At 55.1% G+C, this 16074-nt stretch carries 14 protein-coding genes; 11 read left to right on the forward strand and 3 right to left on the reverse strand.

Features of this window, described 5'->3' with window-relative positions; translation table 11 throughout:
* Window positions 1-273: 273 nt before the first annotated feature.
* The 7 genes from kdpF (at window position 274) to HC231_RS16625 (ending at window position 8763) form a co-directional block, all read left to right on the forward strand.
* Window positions 274-363, forward strand: a complete 90-nt coding sequence (gene kdpF, locus HC231_RS16595) for a K(+)-transporting ATPase subunit F (protein ID WP_208227854.1) — start codon at window positions 274-276, stop codon at window positions 361-363.
* A complete protein-coding gene (gene kdpA, locus HC231_RS16600; protein WP_208227855.1) occupies window positions 363-2051 on the forward strand; it encodes a potassium-transporting ATPase subunit KdpA in 1689 nt (562 codons plus the stop codon). Before kdpF ends, kdpA begins: the two co-directional genes overlap by 1 nt.
* 78 nt (window positions 2052-2129) lie before the next feature.
* On the forward strand, window positions 2130-4211 hold the full coding sequence (gene kdpB / locus HC231_RS16605) for a potassium-transporting ATPase subunit KdpB (protein ID WP_208231379.1): 2082 nt from the start codon (window positions 2130-2132) through the stop codon (window positions 4209-4211).
* A 19-nt stretch (window positions 4212-4230) separates the two neighbouring features.
* Entirely contained in the window at window positions 4231-4809 is a 579-nt protein-coding gene (kdpC, locus tag HC231_RS16610) for a potassium-transporting ATPase subunit KdpC (RefSeq protein ID WP_208227856.1), read from the forward strand.
* A gap of 9 nt (window positions 4810-4818) precedes the next feature.
* The gene (kdpD, locus tag HC231_RS16615; RefSeq protein WP_208227857.1) at window positions 4819-7551 is read left to right on the forward strand and encodes a two-component system sensor histidine kinase KdpD; all 2733 of its coding nucleotides are present in this window, start codon (window positions 4819-4821) and stop codon (window positions 7549-7551) included.
* 5 nt (window positions 7552-7556) lie between these two features.
* Window positions 7557-8237 carry a two-component system response regulator KdpE gene (gene kdpE / locus HC231_RS16620; protein WP_425490400.1) on the forward strand — a complete coding sequence of 227 codons (681 nt, stop codon included), beginning with the start codon at window positions 7557-7559 and terminating at the stop codon, window positions 8235-8237.
* A gap of 97 nt (window positions 8238-8334) precedes the next feature.
* A complete protein-coding gene (locus HC231_RS16625) occupies window positions 8335-8763 on the forward strand; it encodes an EamA family transporter (RefSeq protein WP_208227858.1) in 429 nt (142 codons plus the stop codon).
* A gap of 32 nt (window positions 8764-8795) precedes the next feature.
* Here HC231_RS16625 and pgm read toward each other — a convergent pair whose 3' ends face one another.
* Both pgm and seqA read right to left on the reverse strand, forming a co-directional pair.
* Entirely contained in the window at window positions 8796-10439 is a 1644-nt protein-coding gene (gene pgm / locus HC231_RS16630) for a phosphoglucomutase (alpha-D-glucose-1,6-bisphosphate-dependent) (RefSeq protein WP_208227859.1), read from the reverse strand.
* Window positions 10440-10467: 28 nt separating this feature from the next.
* Entirely contained in the window at window positions 10468-10998 is a 531-nt protein-coding gene (gene seqA, locus HC231_RS16635) for a replication initiation negative regulator SeqA (protein ID WP_208227860.1), read from the reverse strand.
* A 219-nt stretch (window positions 10999-11217) separates the two neighbouring features.
* On the opposite strand from seqA, the gene ybfF reads away from it, so the two are divergent.
* Together ybfF and ybfE are read left to right on the forward strand one after the other, a co-directional pair.
* Window positions 11218-11985: an esterase gene (gene ybfF, locus HC231_RS16640; RefSeq protein WP_246494551.1), complete on the forward strand. Its 768-nt coding sequence runs from the start codon at window positions 11218-11220 to the stop codon at window positions 11983-11985.
* Between the two features lie 178 nt (window positions 11986-12163).
* Window positions 12164-12445 (forward strand): LexA regulated protein, encoded by a 282-nt coding sequence (gene ybfE / locus HC231_RS16645; protein WP_208227862.1) that lies wholly within the window; start codon window positions 12164-12166, stop codon window positions 12443-12445.
* Between the two features lie 57 nt (window positions 12446-12502).
* On the opposite strand, the gene HC231_RS16650 is transcribed toward ybfE, so the two are convergent.
* Window positions 12503-14173 carry a methyl-accepting chemotaxis protein gene (locus tag HC231_RS16650; protein WP_208227863.1) on the reverse strand — a complete coding sequence of 557 codons (1671 nt, stop codon included), beginning with the start codon at window positions 14171-14173 and terminating at the stop codon, window positions 12503-12505.
* Window positions 14174-14733: 560 nt separating this feature from the next.
* Here HC231_RS16650 and fldA point away from each other — a divergent pair.
* Both fldA and fur read left to right on the forward strand, forming a co-directional pair.
* Window positions 14734-15261 (forward strand): flavodoxin FldA, encoded by a 528-nt coding sequence (gene fldA / locus HC231_RS16655; protein WP_208227864.1) that lies wholly within the window; start codon window positions 14734-14736, stop codon window positions 15259-15261.
* 328 nt (window positions 15262-15589) lie between these two features.
* On the forward strand, window positions 15590-16039 hold the full coding sequence (fur, locus tag HC231_RS16660; protein WP_208227865.1) for a ferric iron uptake transcriptional regulator: 450 nt from the start codon (window positions 15590-15592) through the stop codon (window positions 16037-16039).
* The last annotated feature ends 35 nt before the right edge of the window (window positions 16040-16074 follow it).

Genomic DNA, 16074 nt, shown 5'->3' on the forward strand with positions numbered 1-16074 from the left:
TGAACGCCGCTTGCGGGGCGAGTAATAACAGGCTTTGTCATCAGTCTGAATAATCGCCGTCTATTTTCCCCGGCGTCAGGCGGTACGCAGGCTAAACTTATCCGTAAATCCATGTAATACGCCTGCCGATATCCCCCATCACAGCCTGTTTACCATCGCCGCTTCACCATTTTTATACTTTTTTTACGCCCAACCACCGAAAATTTGCACCTTCTTTTCCCGCCGTTCAGTAGCCTGCTGTCGTTAATTCTTGATTACCCCCGGAGGGGTTTTATGACTCTCGGCATCCTTTTGGGCAGCCTGCTGGTGCTGCTGTTACTGGGCTATCTGGTTTATGCCCTGCTAAAGGCGGAGAACTTCTGATGATCGCTGACGTCTTTTTACCGATCGGCGGCTTGCTGCTGATACTGATGTTACTGGCGCAGCCGCTGGGCAATGTATTGGCGCGCCTGATCGAAGGGGAAAGCGGCGCGCTGCTGCAAAAATTTGAAGCGGGAAGCGCGCGTTTTTTAATGATTCATCGCGGAGAAATGCATTGGCGGCAGTATGCCCAGGCGCTTCTGACCTTTAATTTTCTCGGTTTCGTTGTGCTGTTCGGCCTGTTGATGACGCAGGGATCTCTCCCCCTCAACCCGGAAAACATGCCGGGATTATCGTGGCATCTGGCGCTCAATACCGCCGTCAGTTTCGTCACCAACACCAACTGGCAGGCTTACAGCGGGGAAAATACGCTGAGTTATCTGAGCCAGATGGCGGGACTAACCGTACAGAACTTCCTTTCCGCCGCGACGGGGATCGCGGCCGCCTTCGCGTTAATCCGCGCATTTTCCCGCCACGCCGTTGATACTCTGGGGAATGCCTGGTTCGACCTGCTGCGCATTACGCTGTACATTTTGCTGCCGCTCTCTCTCTTGTTGGCGCTCTTCTTTATCAGTCAGGGGACGCTGCAAAACCTGTTGCCCTATCAACACGTCACCACGCTGGAAGGCGCAACGCAAACTCTGCCCATGGGCCCCGTAGCCTCTCAGGAGGCCATCAAACTGCTGGGCTCCAACGGCGGCGGCTTCTTCGGCGCAAACTCCGCCCATCCATTTGAAAACCCCAGCGCGCTGAGCAATATCGTGCAGATGCTGGCGATTCTGCTGCTCCCCGCCGCACTGTGCTTTGCTTTCGGCAAAGCGGTTAACGATCCCCGTCAGGGATATGCCCTGCTATCGGCCATGGTACTGATATTTATCGTGGCGGCGGCGCTGACGATGTACGCGGAATATGACGGTAATCCGCATCTGCTGGAGCTGGGGGCGGATAGCGCCGGCAACCTGGAAGGCAAAGAAACCCGCTTCGGCGTTCTGATGTCCAGCCTGTATGCCGTGACAACGACGGCGACGTCGTCCGGTGCGGTCAACGCGATGCTCGACTCGTTTACCGCGCTGGGCGGCATGGCGCCGATGTGGCTGATACAAATCGGCGAAGTGGTGTTCGGCGGCGTCGGCTCCGGCCTATACGGCATGCTGCTGTTCGTTTTACTGACCGTTTTTATCGCCGGACTCATGATCGGACGCGCCCCGGAATACCTGGGGAAGAAGATCGACGTTTACGAAATGAAGATGACGGCGCTTGCCATTCTGCTTCCCCCGGCCCTGACGTTACTCGGCACGGCGTTGGCGATCGGCAGCGAAGCCGGACGCAGCGGCATTCTTAATCCGGGGGCGCACGGCTTCAGCGAGGTGCTCTATGCCGTGTCTTCAGCCGCCAATAATAACGGCAGCGCCTTTGCCGGACTAAGCGTCAACACGCCGTTCTATAACCTGCTGCTGGCGGCGGCCATGCTGCTGGGGCGTTTTGCCGTCATGATCCCGGTACTGGCTATCGCCGGGTCGCTGGTTATTAAAAAACGCCAGCCGGAAAGCAGAGGCTCCCTGTCCACCCGCGGTCCCCTGTTCATCGGCATGCTGATCGCCGTCATCTTGCTGATCGGCGCGCTGACGTTCATCCCCGCCCTGGCGCTGGGGCCGGTTGCCGAATATTTACAGTTCGGCCAAGTTCACTAAGGCTGGAGACGATTTATGACCCGCCAAACAAGCACGACTCAAACGATAGCTGAACATTCATCCGCGCCGCAGCGCGGCATGCTCCATCGCGCCAGGCGGCGTAAAGCGCAATCGCTGTTTGATATGACGCTGTTGCGCACCGCGCTGACGGATGCAATTAAGAAGCTCGATCCCCGTATACAGTGGCGTAACCCGGTGATGTTGGTGGTTTATCTCGGCAGCCTGTTGACCAGTATTATCTGGCTGGCGATTCTGGCCGGCGCGGCCTCCGGGGATGCGGCATTTACCGGCCTGATTTCGCTCTGGTTATGGTTTACGGTTCTTTTCGCCAATTTTGCCGAAGCCCTGGCGGAAGGACGCAGCAAAGCGCAGGCGAACGCCCTGAAAGGGGTGCAAAAAACCAGTTGGGCCAATAAACTTGCGGCGCCGCGGCACGATGCGGCGACAGAAGCGATCCCGGCGGATAGTCTGCGTAAGGGGGATGTCGTTCTCGTTAAGGCGGGCGAAATCATTCCGTGCGACGGCGAAGTGCTGGAAGGTAGCGCCTCCGTGGATGAAAGCGCGATTACCGGCGAGTCCGCCGCCGTTATCCGCGAATCCGGCGGCGATTTCGCCTCCGTAACCGGCGGAACCTGCGTGCTGTCCGACTGGCTGGTGATCCAATGCAGCGTCAATCCCGGCGAAACGTTCCTCGACCGGATGATCGCAATGGTGGAAGGCGCCCAGCGGCGGAAAACCCCTAACGAGGTAGCCCTGACCATTTTGCTGATTGAGCTGACCATCATCTTTCTGTTGGTCAGCGCCACGCTATATCCCTTTTCCTGGTTTGGCGCGGCGGCCAACGGCAGCGGAGAAACCGTCAGTATTACCGTCCTGGTCGCCCTGCTGGTTTGCCTTATTCCCACGACGATCGGCGGACTGCTCTCCGCCATCGGCGTGGCGGGCATGAGCCGTATGCTGGGCGCCAACGTCATTGCGTCCAGCGGACGGGCGGTGGAAGCGGCGGGCGATATCGCCGTGCTGTTATTGGATAAAACCGGCACCATCACGCTGGGCAATCGTCAGGCATCGGCATTTCTGCCTGCGCCGGGAGTCACGGAACAAACGCTGGCGGATGCCGCCCGGCTGGCATCGCTGTCCGATGAAACCCCGGAAGGCCGCAGCATCGTGATACTGGCCAAACAGCGTTTTAATCTGAACGATCGCAGCCTGCAGGATAGCGACGCCGCCTTTGTGCCGTTTTCCGCGCAAACGCGTATGAGCGGAGTTAACATTCAGCAGCGAATCATTCGCAAGGGCGCCGTCGATGCCCTGCGCCACTATATTGCAGCCAATCAGGGCAGTTTCCCGCAGCAGGTGGAAGCGTTGGTTTCCAATGTCGCCCGGCGCGGCGGAACGCCTTTGGTCGTCGCGGAAGGGAGACGCGTATTGGGCGTGGTGGAATTGAAAGACATCGTCAAAAGCGGCATCAAGCAACGTTTCGCCGAATTGCGCAGCATGGGAATCAAAACCGTGATGATTACCGGCGATAATCCTCTCACCGCCGCCGCGATTGCCGCCGAAGCCGGTGTGGATGATTTCCTGTCGGAAGCGACGCCGGAAACCAAACTGGCGCTGATTCGTCAGTATCAGGCTGAAGGCCGGTTGGTGGCCATGACCGGCGACGGTACCAATGATGCGCCCGCGCTGGCGCAGGCCGACGTCGCGGTGGCGATGAACTCCGGCACGCAGGCGGCGAAAGAAGCGGGCAATATGGTCGATCTGGATTCCAATCCGACCAAGCTGATCGAAGTGGTGCATATCGGTAAACAGATGCTGATGACGCGAGGATCGCTAACCACTTTCAGTATTGCCAATGACGTCGCCAAATACTTCGCCATTATTCCCGCGGCGTTCGCCGCCACCTATCCCCAGCTAAATGCGTTGAACATCATGCATCTGCATTCGCCGGCTTCCGCCATGCTTTCGGCCACCATTTTCAATGCGCTGATCATCGTATTCCTGATCCCGCTGGCGTTAAAAGGGATTAGCTATCGGCCAATGAGCGCCGCGGCGCTGTTGAGCCGCAATCTGTGGATTTATGGGCTTGGCGGGTTGGTGGCGCCGTTTCCCGGCATCAAACTGATCGATATGTTGCTAAGCGGATTGAATCTGGTTTAACCATTGACGGGTAATCGCTATGCGTAATTTACGTTCCGCCCTGTTTCTTTTAATCATGTTAATGCTGTGTACCGGCCTGGCTTATCCATTGCTGACCACGGAGCTGGCGCAGCGGCTATTCCCTTCCCAGGCCAATGGCTCATTGATTTACCGTGATAATATCGTCGTCGGCTCGTCGCTTATCGGCCAGGCATTCAACCAGGATAACTATTTCCATGGGCGCCCTTCCGCTACCGCGGATACCCCCTATAATGCGCTGGCTTCAGGCGGCAGTAATCTGGCGGCCAGTAACCCGGCGCTGGATAAACAGATCCGGCAGCGCGTCGCGCAGTGGCGCCGGAGCACCAACAGCCCGCTGCCTATTCCGGCTGATTTGCTGACCGCCTCCGGCAGCGGACTGGATCCGGCTATCTCGCCGGAAGCGGCGCGCTATCAGGCCGCGCGTATCGCTCAGGTCAGGGGGATCGCTTTGCCGCGGGTGCAACAATTGATTAGCCGTTTTACCCAAACCAGTACGCCGGCGTTTATCGGCCGCCCAACCGTAAATGTACTAATGTTGAATCTGGCGTTAGACCGGGAAAAAAAACTGCCCAGATAAGGAAACACCATGATTAATGGCGAAGATCATCGTCCGGATCCCGATAGCCTGCTGGCGCAAATTGATGAACCGCCATGCGGTAAGCTGAAAATATTCTTCGGCGCCTGCGCCGGCGTAGGGAAAACCTACGCCATGTTACAGGAAGCGCAGCGGCTACGAGCCCAGGGGCTGGACGTGTTGGTCGGCGTGGCGGAAACCCATGGACGCAGCGAAACCGCCGCCTTACTGGAAGGTTTGCCGCAGTTGCCGCAAAAACGCATCAATCATCATGGGCGTCACCTTGTCGAATTCGATCTCGATGCCGCGTTGGCGCGTTGTCCGGCACTAATCCTGATCGACGAACTGGCGCACAGCAACGTGGCGGGCTCACGGCATCCCAAACGCTGGCAAGATGTTCAGGAACTGCTGGATGCCGGTATCAACGTATTCACCACCGTTAACGTTCAGCACCTGGAAAGCCTGAATGACGTGATAGGCGGCGTAACCGGAATTCAAGTACGGGAAACCCTGCCCGATCCGATCTTTGATAATGCCAATGAAGTGATACTGGTGGATTTGCCGCCGGACGATCTGCGCCAACGGCTGAATGAAGGTAAAGTTTATCTGCCGTTGCAGGCCGAACGGGCGATAGAAAACTTCTTCCGCAAAGGTAATCTGATCGCGCTGCGTGAGCTGGCATTAAGACGTATGGCCGATCGGGTCGACGATCAAATGCGGGCGCTACGGGCGGTTCAAGGGCGGGAGCATATCTGGCATACCCGTGACGCCATCTTGCTATGCATCGGCCATGGACCGGGAAATGAAAAACTGGTGCGTACCGCATCGCGGCTGGCGGCCCGGTTGGGCAGCGTCTGGCATGCCGTTTATGTCGAAACGCCCAGTCTGCACCAGTTACCGGAAGCGCGGCGGCGGGCGATTTTACGCGCGCTCAAACTTGCGCAGGATCTGGGCGCGGAAACGGCGACGTTATCCGATCCGGATGAAGAATACGCCATATTACGTTATGCCCGGGAACATAACCTGGGAAAAATTGTTATCGGCCGCCATGCCGAACAACGCTTTGGCTGGCGGTGGCGCGCCCGCTTTGCCGAGCGCTTAGGTAAACTGGGGCCGGACCTTGATTTGGTGATTGTCTCCGTTAAAGATGAGGCTCCCAGGCCGGCCAAAGCGCCGGATACGCGCGACTTGATTGAAAAGTGGAGAATGCAGCTTTACGGCTGCGCGATGGCCGCCATACTGTGCGCCGCGATCACGCTGTTGGCGCTCTGGTCCCCCTTCTCTATGTTGGAATCAGAGAATCTGGTGATGATTTACCTGCTGGCGGTCGTGGTTATCGCCCTGTTTTATGGTCGCTGGCCCTCGGTGTTCGCCGCAATAATCAACGTCGCCATCTTCGATCTGTTTTTTATTTTGCCGCGCGGCACCCTTGCCGTTTCAGACGCCCAATATCTTGTCACCTTTGCGGTGATGTTGGGCGTCGGTATTTTGGTGGGCAACCTGACCGCGGGCGTGCGTTATCAGGCCAAAGTCGCCCGCTACCGCGAACAGCGCGCCCGGCATCTCTATGAGATGTCAAAAACGTTGAACCGCAGCCTGTCCCGTGCGGATATCGTAAAAGCCAGCCATCATTTCCTCAGCACCACGTTTCAAGCCAGAATCGCACTACTGCTGGCCGATGACCCCGACCATTCCTCGCCGGAGCTACAGCAACCGGCGCTCGACGGTCAGGAGCAACTTATCGTCGATAACGCGATTGCCCGCTGGAGTTTCGATCATCGTACGCCTGCCGGAGCAGGCACCGCCACCCTGCCCGGCGTCCCCTACCAGATACTGCCGTTGGCCACGACGCAGCAAATCTTCGGCGTGCTGGCGATTGAACCGGACAATATCCGGCAGTTAATGGTTCCCGAACAACAGCGCCTGCTGGAAACCTTTACCGTATTGATCGCCAATGCGCTGGAGCGCCTGTTTCTGATGCAAAGCACGGAAAACGCCCGCCTGAATACGGAGCGCGAGCAATTGCGAAACTCACTGCTCGCGGCCCTCTCCCATGATTTGCGCACGCCGTTGACGGTACTGTTCGGCCAGGCCGAAATTCTGACGCTTAATCTGGCCGACGAAGGCTCGCCGCACGCACGCCAGGCCAGCCAAATCCGCCAGCAGATCCTGAATACCACGCGGCTGGTGAACAACCTGCTGGATATGGCCCGGATCCAATCCGACGGCTTTCATCTGCGCAAATCGTGGCAAACGCTGGAAGAGTTGATCGGTGGCGCATTACAGCAGTTGGAAAGCGCGCTGGAGAAAAATACGATTCGGGTAAATCTATCCGACAATATGATTCTGGTTTATTGTGATGCCAGTCTGGTTGAGCGGGTGCTGATCAACCTGTTGGAAAATGCGCTGAAATATGCCGGCGAGCAGGCAATCATCACGATAGAGACGACAATACGCTATCGGCCGGCTACGCCGGATGATTGGCTGGAAGTGATTGTGCGGGATAATGGGCCGGGTATCGAAGCCGGGCAGGAAGAGGTTATTTTCGACAAGTTCGCCCGCGGCCATAAAGAGTCGTCAATCCCCGGCGTGGGGTTGGGGCTGGCGATATGCCGCGCCATCATCGACATTCACGGCGGGCGCATCTGGGCGGCCAATAGCGAAACGGGCGGCGCCGCATTCCATTTCACCCTGCCGCTATCCGCCCCGCCGGCGATCGAGCCAGAAGATCTTGAGGAGAACTGAATTCATTGCAGACCGCTATTTTGATCGTAGAAGATGAAAAAGAGATCCGCCGCTTTGTCCGTCAGGCGTTGGAGGCCGAGGGCTGTCGCGTGTATGACGCCGACACCCTGCAACGCGGCTTGATTGAAGCGGCGACGCGTAAACCCGAACTGGTTATTCTCGATCTCGGCCTGCCGGATGGCAGCGGCATCGACTATATCCGCGATCTCCGCCAGTGGAGCAGTATGCCGATTATCGTGCTGTCGGCGCGCGCTGACGAACAGGATAAAATCGAGGCGCTGGATGCCGGGGCGGACGACTATCTGACCAAGCCGTTCGGCATCGGTGAATTGATGGCCAGAGTACGTGCCGCATTGCGTCACCACGGGCGTTCGCCGCAGGAGACGCCGCTGGTGCGCTTCGGGAATGTGACCATCGACCTGCTCAATCGCCTGGTCAGCCGCGAGGGCCAGGAATTACACCTGACGCCGATCGAATTCCGTCTACTGGCGGTACTGGCGGCGAACCCCGGCAAGGTGCTGACGCAACGTCAGCTGCTAACCCAGGTCTGGGGGCCCAACGCCGTAGAACACAGTCACTATCTGCGTATCTATATGGGGCATCTGCGCCAGAAATTGGAAGTTGATCCCGCCCGGCCGCGCCATCTGTTAACAGAAACGGCGATTGGCTATCGTTTTATGCCGTAAATCTGGTTATCTGCCAGCGCCCGGCGTAACATTTCTGCGCGATTACATTCAAGAAGAACCTTGCCATTTCCGCTTATTTATTCTGGGATCTCATATTATGACTAGCTGGTTAATCTATGCCTTGCTATCTGCGCTATGCGCAGCCCTGGTCGCCATCTTTGGCAAAATCGGTCTGCAAAATCTGGATGCCAATTCCGCAACGGCAATCCGTGCTGTCGTCATGGCGCTTTTTTTAGTCGGCGTGGTGGTGGTACAGGGAAAAACGGCGCTGGTCAGCGAAATCATCGCCAATAAAAAGGCGTTGATGTTTATTCTGCTCAGCGGCGTGGCCGGCGCCATGTCGTGGCTGTTTTACTTTGTCGCGCTGAAAAACGGCAATGTTGCTCAGGTAGCGCCGATCGATAAACTCAGCGTGGTCTTTGCCGTGGTGCTGGCGGTGTTGCTGCTGGGTGAAAAAATTTCGCTGATGGCCGGCGCGGGCGTGGCGCTGATCTCAGCGGGCGCGCTGCTTGTAGCGCTGGGATAAAAGGCGCTGCGATGCAGCGCCTGACAGGATCATTACTTGGCGTTAGCCAGCACGGCGCTGACGATTTCTACCGCTTCTTTCTCAATGCGTTCCCGGTGCTCTGCGCCAAGGAAGCTCTCACAGTAGATTTTATAGGCTTCTTCCGTGCCGGAAGGACGCGCCGCAAACCAGCCGTTATCGGTCATCACTTTCAGCCCGCCGATAGGCGCGCCGTTGCCGGGTGCGCTCGTCAGGCGAGCGATGATGGGATCGCCGGCCAGCGTACTGGCGGACACCTGCTCTGGCGACAGCTTGGATAATGCCGCTTTCTGCGCGTGAGTCGCCGCTGCCTGAATACGGTTATAGCTCGGCGCGCCGAAGCGTTTCGTCAGCTCATCATAATGCTGTTGCGGGTTTTTACCCGTTACGGCCGTAATCTCCGCGGCCAGCAGACACATAATGATGCCGTCTTTATCCGTTGACCACGGCGTGCCGTCAAAGCGCAGGAATGACGCCCCCGCGCTCTCTTCGCCGCCAAAGCCGAAGCTGCCGTCGAATAGTCCGTCGACAAACCATTTAAAGCCGACCGGCACTTCCACCAGCTTGCGCCCCAAATCCGCCACGACGCGATCGATCATCGCGCTGGAAACCAATGTTTTGCCTACCGCGACGGACTCTCCCCATTGAGGGCGATGCTGGAACAGGTAGTTGATGGATACGGCCAGAAAATGGTTCGGATTCATCAGGCCGGCAGGCGTGACGATACCGTGGCGGTCATAATCCGGATCGTTGGCGAAAGCCAGATCGAATTTATCACGCAGCGCCAGCAACCCGGCCATGGCGGAAACCGATGAGCAGTCCATACGGATCACGCCGTCGTGATCCAGCGTCATAAAACGGAAAGTCTGATCGATGGAATCATTCACCAGCGTCAGATTCAGCTTGTAATGCTCGGCAATACGCTGCCAGTAGGCGATGCCGGATCCGCCCAGCGGATCGACGCCCAACGTCAGGCCCGCACGCTGAATCGCCGCCATATCCACCACGCTGGACAGCCCTTCAACGTAAGGCTGCACCAAATCCTGCTCATGGATATAACCGCTCTTCCAGGCCTGATCCAGCGTAATACGTTTCACCCCTTTCAGCCCGTCAGCCAACAGCGCATTGGCGCGTTTTTCGATCACGCTGGTGACGTTGGTATCGGCGGGGCCGCCATTTGGCGGATTGTACTTAATGCCGCCATCTTCGGGAGGATTGTGGGACGGCGTAATGACGATGCCGTCCGCCAGCGCGCCGCCTTCACGGTTATGAACCAAGATGGCATTGGAAATCGCCGGCGTCGGGGTAAAACCGTTGTCCTGCTGGACAATGATATCCACGCCGTTCGCCGTCAGCACTTCCAGTACCGAAATAAACGCCGGTTCGGACAGCGCATGCGTATCTTTGCCGAGATAGCACGGGCCGGCGATGCCTTGCTTGCCGCGCTCTTCGGCGATCGCCTGCGCTATCGCCAAAATATGCGCTTCATTAAAACTATGGCGTCCCGCGCTGCCGCGATGTCCCGAAGTACCAAACTTCACCGCATGCGCTGCATTTCCGACTTCCGGGCGCAGAACATAATATTGTGACGTCAACTGAGCCACATTGATTAAATCGCTTTGCCGGGTAGGCTGTCCGGCTCTTGGGTGATTAGCCATTGGCATCTCTCTCTGACGCTGTCATGAATTAGATGGTTCCGCAAACTTTCTCTGTCAGTTCTACCGGGAACTGCATTGACAGCATGATGTGTTCGACCATGCTTCGTTTACGACCGGTATTGGTGTTGGTAATAACCCAGTATGGCGTACCCGGAATATGTTTGGGCTTAGTATGGGTGCCATTCTGAAGTAGAGTTTGCTGATCGCCCGCGAAATAAACCCGCGTACGGCCATGAAGCGATTCTGTCGCCAGCGCAAATTCCTGCGGCGACAGGAGGTACAACTGAGACAATACCAGCATAAAGCGATTGATCGCCTTATGCTGCTCAGCGTATTCATCCGATAACAGTAATTCCCGCATTGCCCGAACCCGATCGCCCGGACGCGGGGATGAAGCTGGCTGCGTATTTGCCGCAACGTCCGCCGCTGGCGCCGCGGAGGACTGGCCGGCGGTAAATTTCAGCATCCGCCGTAAAATATCCGATGCGCTTTCACCGATATGCTGCGTGTGGCTCGCGATATAACGATAAAGCTCTTCGTCGACCTCAATAGTTTTCATCTTTATCCAGTGCTGTTTTATTACTCAAATCAATCGTCAAGAAGTATACAAGCGAATAACGGCTCTCGAACAGCGCCAGAACACCGACAACGCAAAAACTCGGATTATGCCTTGCTGACGCTGCTCTCACCGACGAGGTTAGACTTGCTTCTTCCGCGGTAACCTTGTGTTGTAAACTAATGATACCCTAAGCGCCTGTATCTCTGAATGAACTTCACCATGAAATTGAATTATCGTAGGCATGATGCGCGTCAACCCGATGGCAAATTACCCGTCGTCCTCATCCACGGACTGTTTGGCAATCTGGATAATCTTGGTGTACTGGGCCGGGATTTGCAAAATCAGCGCGATGTTTTACAACTGGATCTGCGCAATCACGGCCTGTCGCCGCGCTCGCCGCAGATGACCTACCCGGCGATGGCGCAAGATGTTCTGGAATTATTGGATGCATTGAACATCGAGCGGGCAATCGTGATCGGTCATTCGATGGGCGGGAAAGTGGCGATGTCGCTCAGTTCCCTTATTCCGCAGCGGCTGGCGAAGCTGGTGGTGATGGATATCGCGCCGGTCGCCTATCGGACCCGCGGGCATGACGATGTGTTTACCGCGTTACGGGCCGTCAGCGATGCCGGGCTCGCCTCCCGTACGCAAGCCGCCGCGCTGATGCGACAATATCTGAAGGAAGAAGGCGTCATTCAATTTTTGCTGAAATCGTTCCAGCAGGGCGAATGGCGATTCAATGTGCCGGCGCTGTGGGATCAATACGAAAATATTATCGGCTGGCAGGATGTTCCCGCCTGGCAGGGGCCGGTGTTGTTTATTCGCGGCGAAAACTCGCCCTATCTGGATGATATCTATCGCGAAGCCATACTGCGCCAGTTCCCGATGGCTCGCGCTTATGTGGTGAGCGGCGCGGGACACTGGGTTCATGCGGAGAAACCCGAGGCGGTCTTACGCGCAATCCATCGTTTTCTGGATGCGAGTTAACCGGACGGCCCTGATTAACCATTGTCGCCGCCAGTACGGCTGGGGTATGATGACGCCCGCAGTAGAGGGACGGCTAATTCAGCCAAGGCGTTGTAACCACATCATCAAAATGAACGCGTAGTACGTTATGTTATAGACGTGCGCATTTTGGTCCGAATACCTTGCAGTATCATTACCTATGGCAAAAGAACAAACGGATCGTACCACGCTGGATCTGTTCGCAGATGAGCGACGCCCGGGCCGCCCGAAGACCAACCCGCTTTCACGTGATGAGCAGTTAAGAATCAATAAGCGTAATCAGCTGCGACGCGACAAAGTTCGCGGATTACGGCGGGTTGAGCTGAAAATTAACAGCGAGGCGGTCGATATCCTTAACGACCTGGCCGCACAGCGCAATATCAGCCGTAGTGAACTTATTGAAGAAATTTTACTGGAACAGCTGGCCGGGAAAAAAGTCTGACGCCAATAAGCCGCGCTTCCCGGCAGCAAGGCGTCATCCCTGACGCCCTATAAATAATCAGAACTTTTCCCAATTATCATGACTTGGCGGCAACGCTTTCTGAGCCGTTGCCGCTATCGCGGCTTTCGGCGCCGCGTTGATTTTTACCGCTTTTGCCGGCTGGATATGATGTTCGGACAACTGGAATAACGAAACCGTCTGATTCAACAGCGCCGCCTGCTCTTCCAGCGACAGCGCGGCGGCCGATGCCTGCTCGACCAACGCCGCGTTCTGCTGGGTGACGCTGTCCATCTCTGAAACGGCCTGAGCGACCTGAGCTATCCCCTTGCTTTGTTCTTCCGATGCGGAAGCGATCTCTCCCATGATATCGGTCACGTTAGTCACCGCGCGAACAATGTCGTGCATGGTGTTGCCGGCCTCTTCAACCAGATGGGAACCGGTATCCACACACCGGACGGAATCCGAAATAAGCCCCTCAATTTCTTTGGCGGCCTGCGCGCTGCGCTGCGCCAAACTACGAACTTCGCCGGCCACGACGGCAAAGCCACGTCCCTGCTCGCCGGCGCGGGCCGCTTCAACAGCCGCATTCAGCGCCAGGATATTGGTTTGAAAGGCGATGCTGTTAATCACGGTGGTAATCTCGGCGATTTTCCGTGAACTGCTGGAAATTTCCGACATGGTTTTCACCACGTTTTCAACAATATCGCCGCCCTTCTTCGCCGTCGTAGAGGCCTGCAAAGCCAATTGGCTGGCATGGTTGGCGTTTTCGGCGTTCTGTTTTACCGTTGCCGTCAATTGCTCCATGCTGGCGGCGGTTTCTTCCAGTGCGGAAGCCTGCTGCTCGGTACGTGACGACAGATCGTTGTTCCCGGCGGCGATTTCCGAAGATCCCTGATAAATAGAATCGGTGCTGTTTCTGATGGTGCTGACCGTGTTGGCCAAACTGGTTTGCATTTCACGTAAGAGAGGAAATAACCTGCCGACGCAGTTACGGCCAAAATCCACGATAGGTTTGCCTAACTGGCCTGATGCAATCACGCTGAAATGATCGCGCAGATCGTTCAATGGCCGGACCAGGAACTTCACCAAATAGCGATCGGTCAGGAACAGCATAATCACCCCGACGATCAAACCTGCCAGCAAAATGTTTTGACCAATAGAGGTGATCTGCTCGAAACGCACGCCGGCGGCAACAAACTTTTCAGACGCGACTTTATTGAGGGCCGACATCGATGCGCCGAACTGGCGGCTCAACGGCGGCACCACGTCTCTGGCCTGGACCTGATAGTCATCCAGCAAATTTGCCGAGGCTTTCTGATATAAAGGTTCGACGCCTTGAACAATCAGCGTATTCCAATCGCGACTGGCCGCCTGCACCAGCGCATCATCCAATCCCGCATGATCTATCCCATTGAATGCCGCCAAATCCGCTTTTAACGTATTCAGCGCATTCAACGCCGATGCCTGCTCTCTGTCCGCGGAGGCATTATCGCCGCTGCGGCGCGCATCAACGGCGCGGGCCAAACGCGTAACCATACGAAAATACTGATCGTTAGCCTGATTAACAAAATTCATGTTTTCCACCAGCAGGCTGCTGGTTTTAGACGTTGTCGTCATCTCCTTGAAAGAAAATATCGTGTATATCGACACGCCTCCCCATAGTACACAGAAGGTGCCGAGTACCCATAACATGGCCGTTCTGATGGCGATGTTCCTTAAAAATCTCATAGTTCACTCCAAACCCGAACACGCATAAAAAAGGAAGATCTTGCCGGCAATAGGCGGCAAGATAACGAGAATTCTATTAATTAGGCTTTCATCACTCCTTCCTGTCGCTAATCTTTCGTCCTGTCGAAACGGATACAATCCACGCTTGTTAATCGACAAAATACGGGGAATGTTTAGCTTCTGAACTGTACTTACCGTCGTTAATTTTCTATTCTTTGAACAACCTCATAACTTTTCATAAACATAAGTTTTATTGATCCATTCGATATGCATTTAAAGAATATATCCAGCAGGTTTCGCGGTGCCGGATAACGCGTTGGCTTTTTACGGGCGAGGCTCACAGGGGCCGAGTACAAAACCGGCGCATCTGCAATTTGACGAAATGGCGAGGCGGATTATGGCCGGTTCAATCCGGGAAATGGACGCCGACAAAATTCATGCCGCTATTTACTTATCCTTACCGATACGAGTTTCTCATGCAGTGAGTGTCTGTTATTATTAGCCGATAAGTGGGTAAGGCACTGCTCCATATCATTAAGAATCAAGAGGTTATTCAATTCATGGCACTCATAGGAATTTTCTTTGGCAGTGACACCGGCAATACCGAAAACATTGCCAAGACCATCCAACAGCAACTGGGAACCGACGTTGCCGAAGTTCATGACATCGCCAAAAGTAGTAAAGAAGATCTTGAAGCCTTCGATATTTTACTGTTGGGTATCCCAACCTGGTACTACGGGGAAGCTCAATGCGACTGGGATGACTTTTTCCCTACGCTGGAAGAAATTGACTTTACCGGAAAACTGGTCGCCATATTTGGCTGCGGCGATCAGGAAGACTACGCAGAGTACTTCTGTGACGCGATGGGCACCATCCGCGATATTATCGAGCCACGCGGCGCGACTATCGTTGGGCACTGGCCGACCGAAGGCTACTACTTTGAAGCGTCTAAAGGTCTGGTGGACGATAAACACTTCGTCGGTTTGGCCATCGATGAAGATCGTCAGCCTGAACTGACCAGCGAACGCGTCACCGCCTGGGTGAAACAGATCAGCGAAGAGTTGAATCTGAAAGAGTTGGTTGGCTAAAACGGTTTTCCGGCTCTGATAGCCATACCTGTCAGAGCCGGGTTAATAGAAAAAACCTTTCGCAAAGATTGATACATTTTTTTAACTTCTTCCTATAAGTATGTACAATACCCACATCGGTTATGTGCATTCATTTGGTGTACCCCAATACCAACAATACATTGCATGGTACGTCTAGATTGTATATGGATATAATATTGTTAACATTTCACTGTTTTCATTTTGTATGCACGGTTCTATAATTGAGACGCTATTGCATTTTTTGAGCCGACCGATGTCATAGGCTAGGTAGCCTCCATTGATAAGTAAGCAACAGGACTAAATCCGCATGACTGACAATAACACCGCATTAAAGAAGGCCGGCCTGAAAGTCACTCTTCCAAGACTGAAAATTCTGGAAGTATTGCAGGACCCAGAGTGCCACCACGTCAGTGCGGAAGATTTATATAAAAAACTGATTGATATGGGCGAAGAGATTGGTTTGGCGACCGTCTACCGCGTACTGAATCAGTTTGATGATGCTGGTATCGTAACCCGCCATAACTTTGAAGGCGGTAAATCGGTTTTCGAACTGACGCAACAACATCATCATGACCATCTGATTTGCCTGGATTGTGGCAAAGTCATTGAGTTCCGTGATGAGTATATCGAAGCACGCCAACGCGAAATCGCGGAAAGACACGGCATCAAGCTGACTAACCACAGTTTGTATCTGTATGGCCATTGCAGTGAAGGGGATTGCCGTGAAGACGAAACCCTGCACGACGCAAAAAGATAAATCTACCGCATAAAAAAACCGCCGCGGCGATTTTC

It is taken from the genome of Brenneria izadpanahii, assembly GCF_017569925.1.
Taxonomy (GTDB): Bacteria; Pseudomonadota; Gammaproteobacteria; order Enterobacterales; family Enterobacteriaceae; genus Brenneria; species Brenneria izadpanahii.

Coding starts and splice junctions, on each gene's coding strand:
- kdpF (WP_208227854.1), top strand. CDS start 274: ATGACTCTCGGCATCCTTTTGGGCAGCCTGCTGGTGCTGCTGTTACTG.
- kdpA (WP_208227855.1), top strand. CDS start 363: ATGATCGCTGACGTCTTTTTACCGATCGGCGGCTTGCTGCTGATACTG.
- kdpB (WP_208231379.1), top strand. CDS start 2,130: ATGCTCCATCGCGCCAGGCGGCGTAAAGCGCAATCGCTGTTTGATATG.
- kdpC (WP_208227856.1), top strand. CDS start 4,231: ATGCGTAATTTACGTTCCGCCCTGTTTCTTTTAATCATGTTAATGCTG.
- kdpD (WP_208227857.1), top strand. CDS start 4,819: ATGATTAATGGCGAAGATCATCGTCCGGATCCCGATAGCCTGCTGGCG.
- HC231_RS16625 (WP_208227858.1), top strand. CDS start 8,335: ATGACTAGCTGGTTAATCTATGCCTTGCTATCTGCGCTATGCGCAGCC.
- pgm (WP_208227859.1), bottom strand. CDS start 10,439: ATGGCTAATCACCCAAGAGCCGGACAGCCTACCCGGCAAAGCGATTTA.
- seqA (WP_208227860.1), bottom strand. CDS start 10,998: ATGAAAACTATTGAGGTCGACGAAGAGCTTTATCGTTATATCGCGAGC.
- ybfF (WP_246494551.1), top strand. CDS start 11,218: ATGAAATTGAATTATCGTAGGCATGATGCGCGTCAACCCGATGGCAAA.
- ybfE (WP_208227862.1), top strand. CDS start 12,164: ATGGCAAAAGAACAAACGGATCGTACCACGCTGGATCTGTTCGCAGAT.
- HC231_RS16650 (WP_208227863.1), bottom strand. CDS start 14,173: ATGAGATTTTTAAGGAACATCGCCATCAGAACGGCCATGTTATGGGTA.
- fldA (WP_208227864.1), top strand. CDS start 14,734: ATGGCACTCATAGGAATTTTCTTTGGCAGTGACACCGGCAATACCGAA.
- fur (WP_208227865.1), top strand. CDS start 15,590: ATGACTGACAATAACACCGCATTAAAGAAGGCCGGCCTGAAAGTCACT.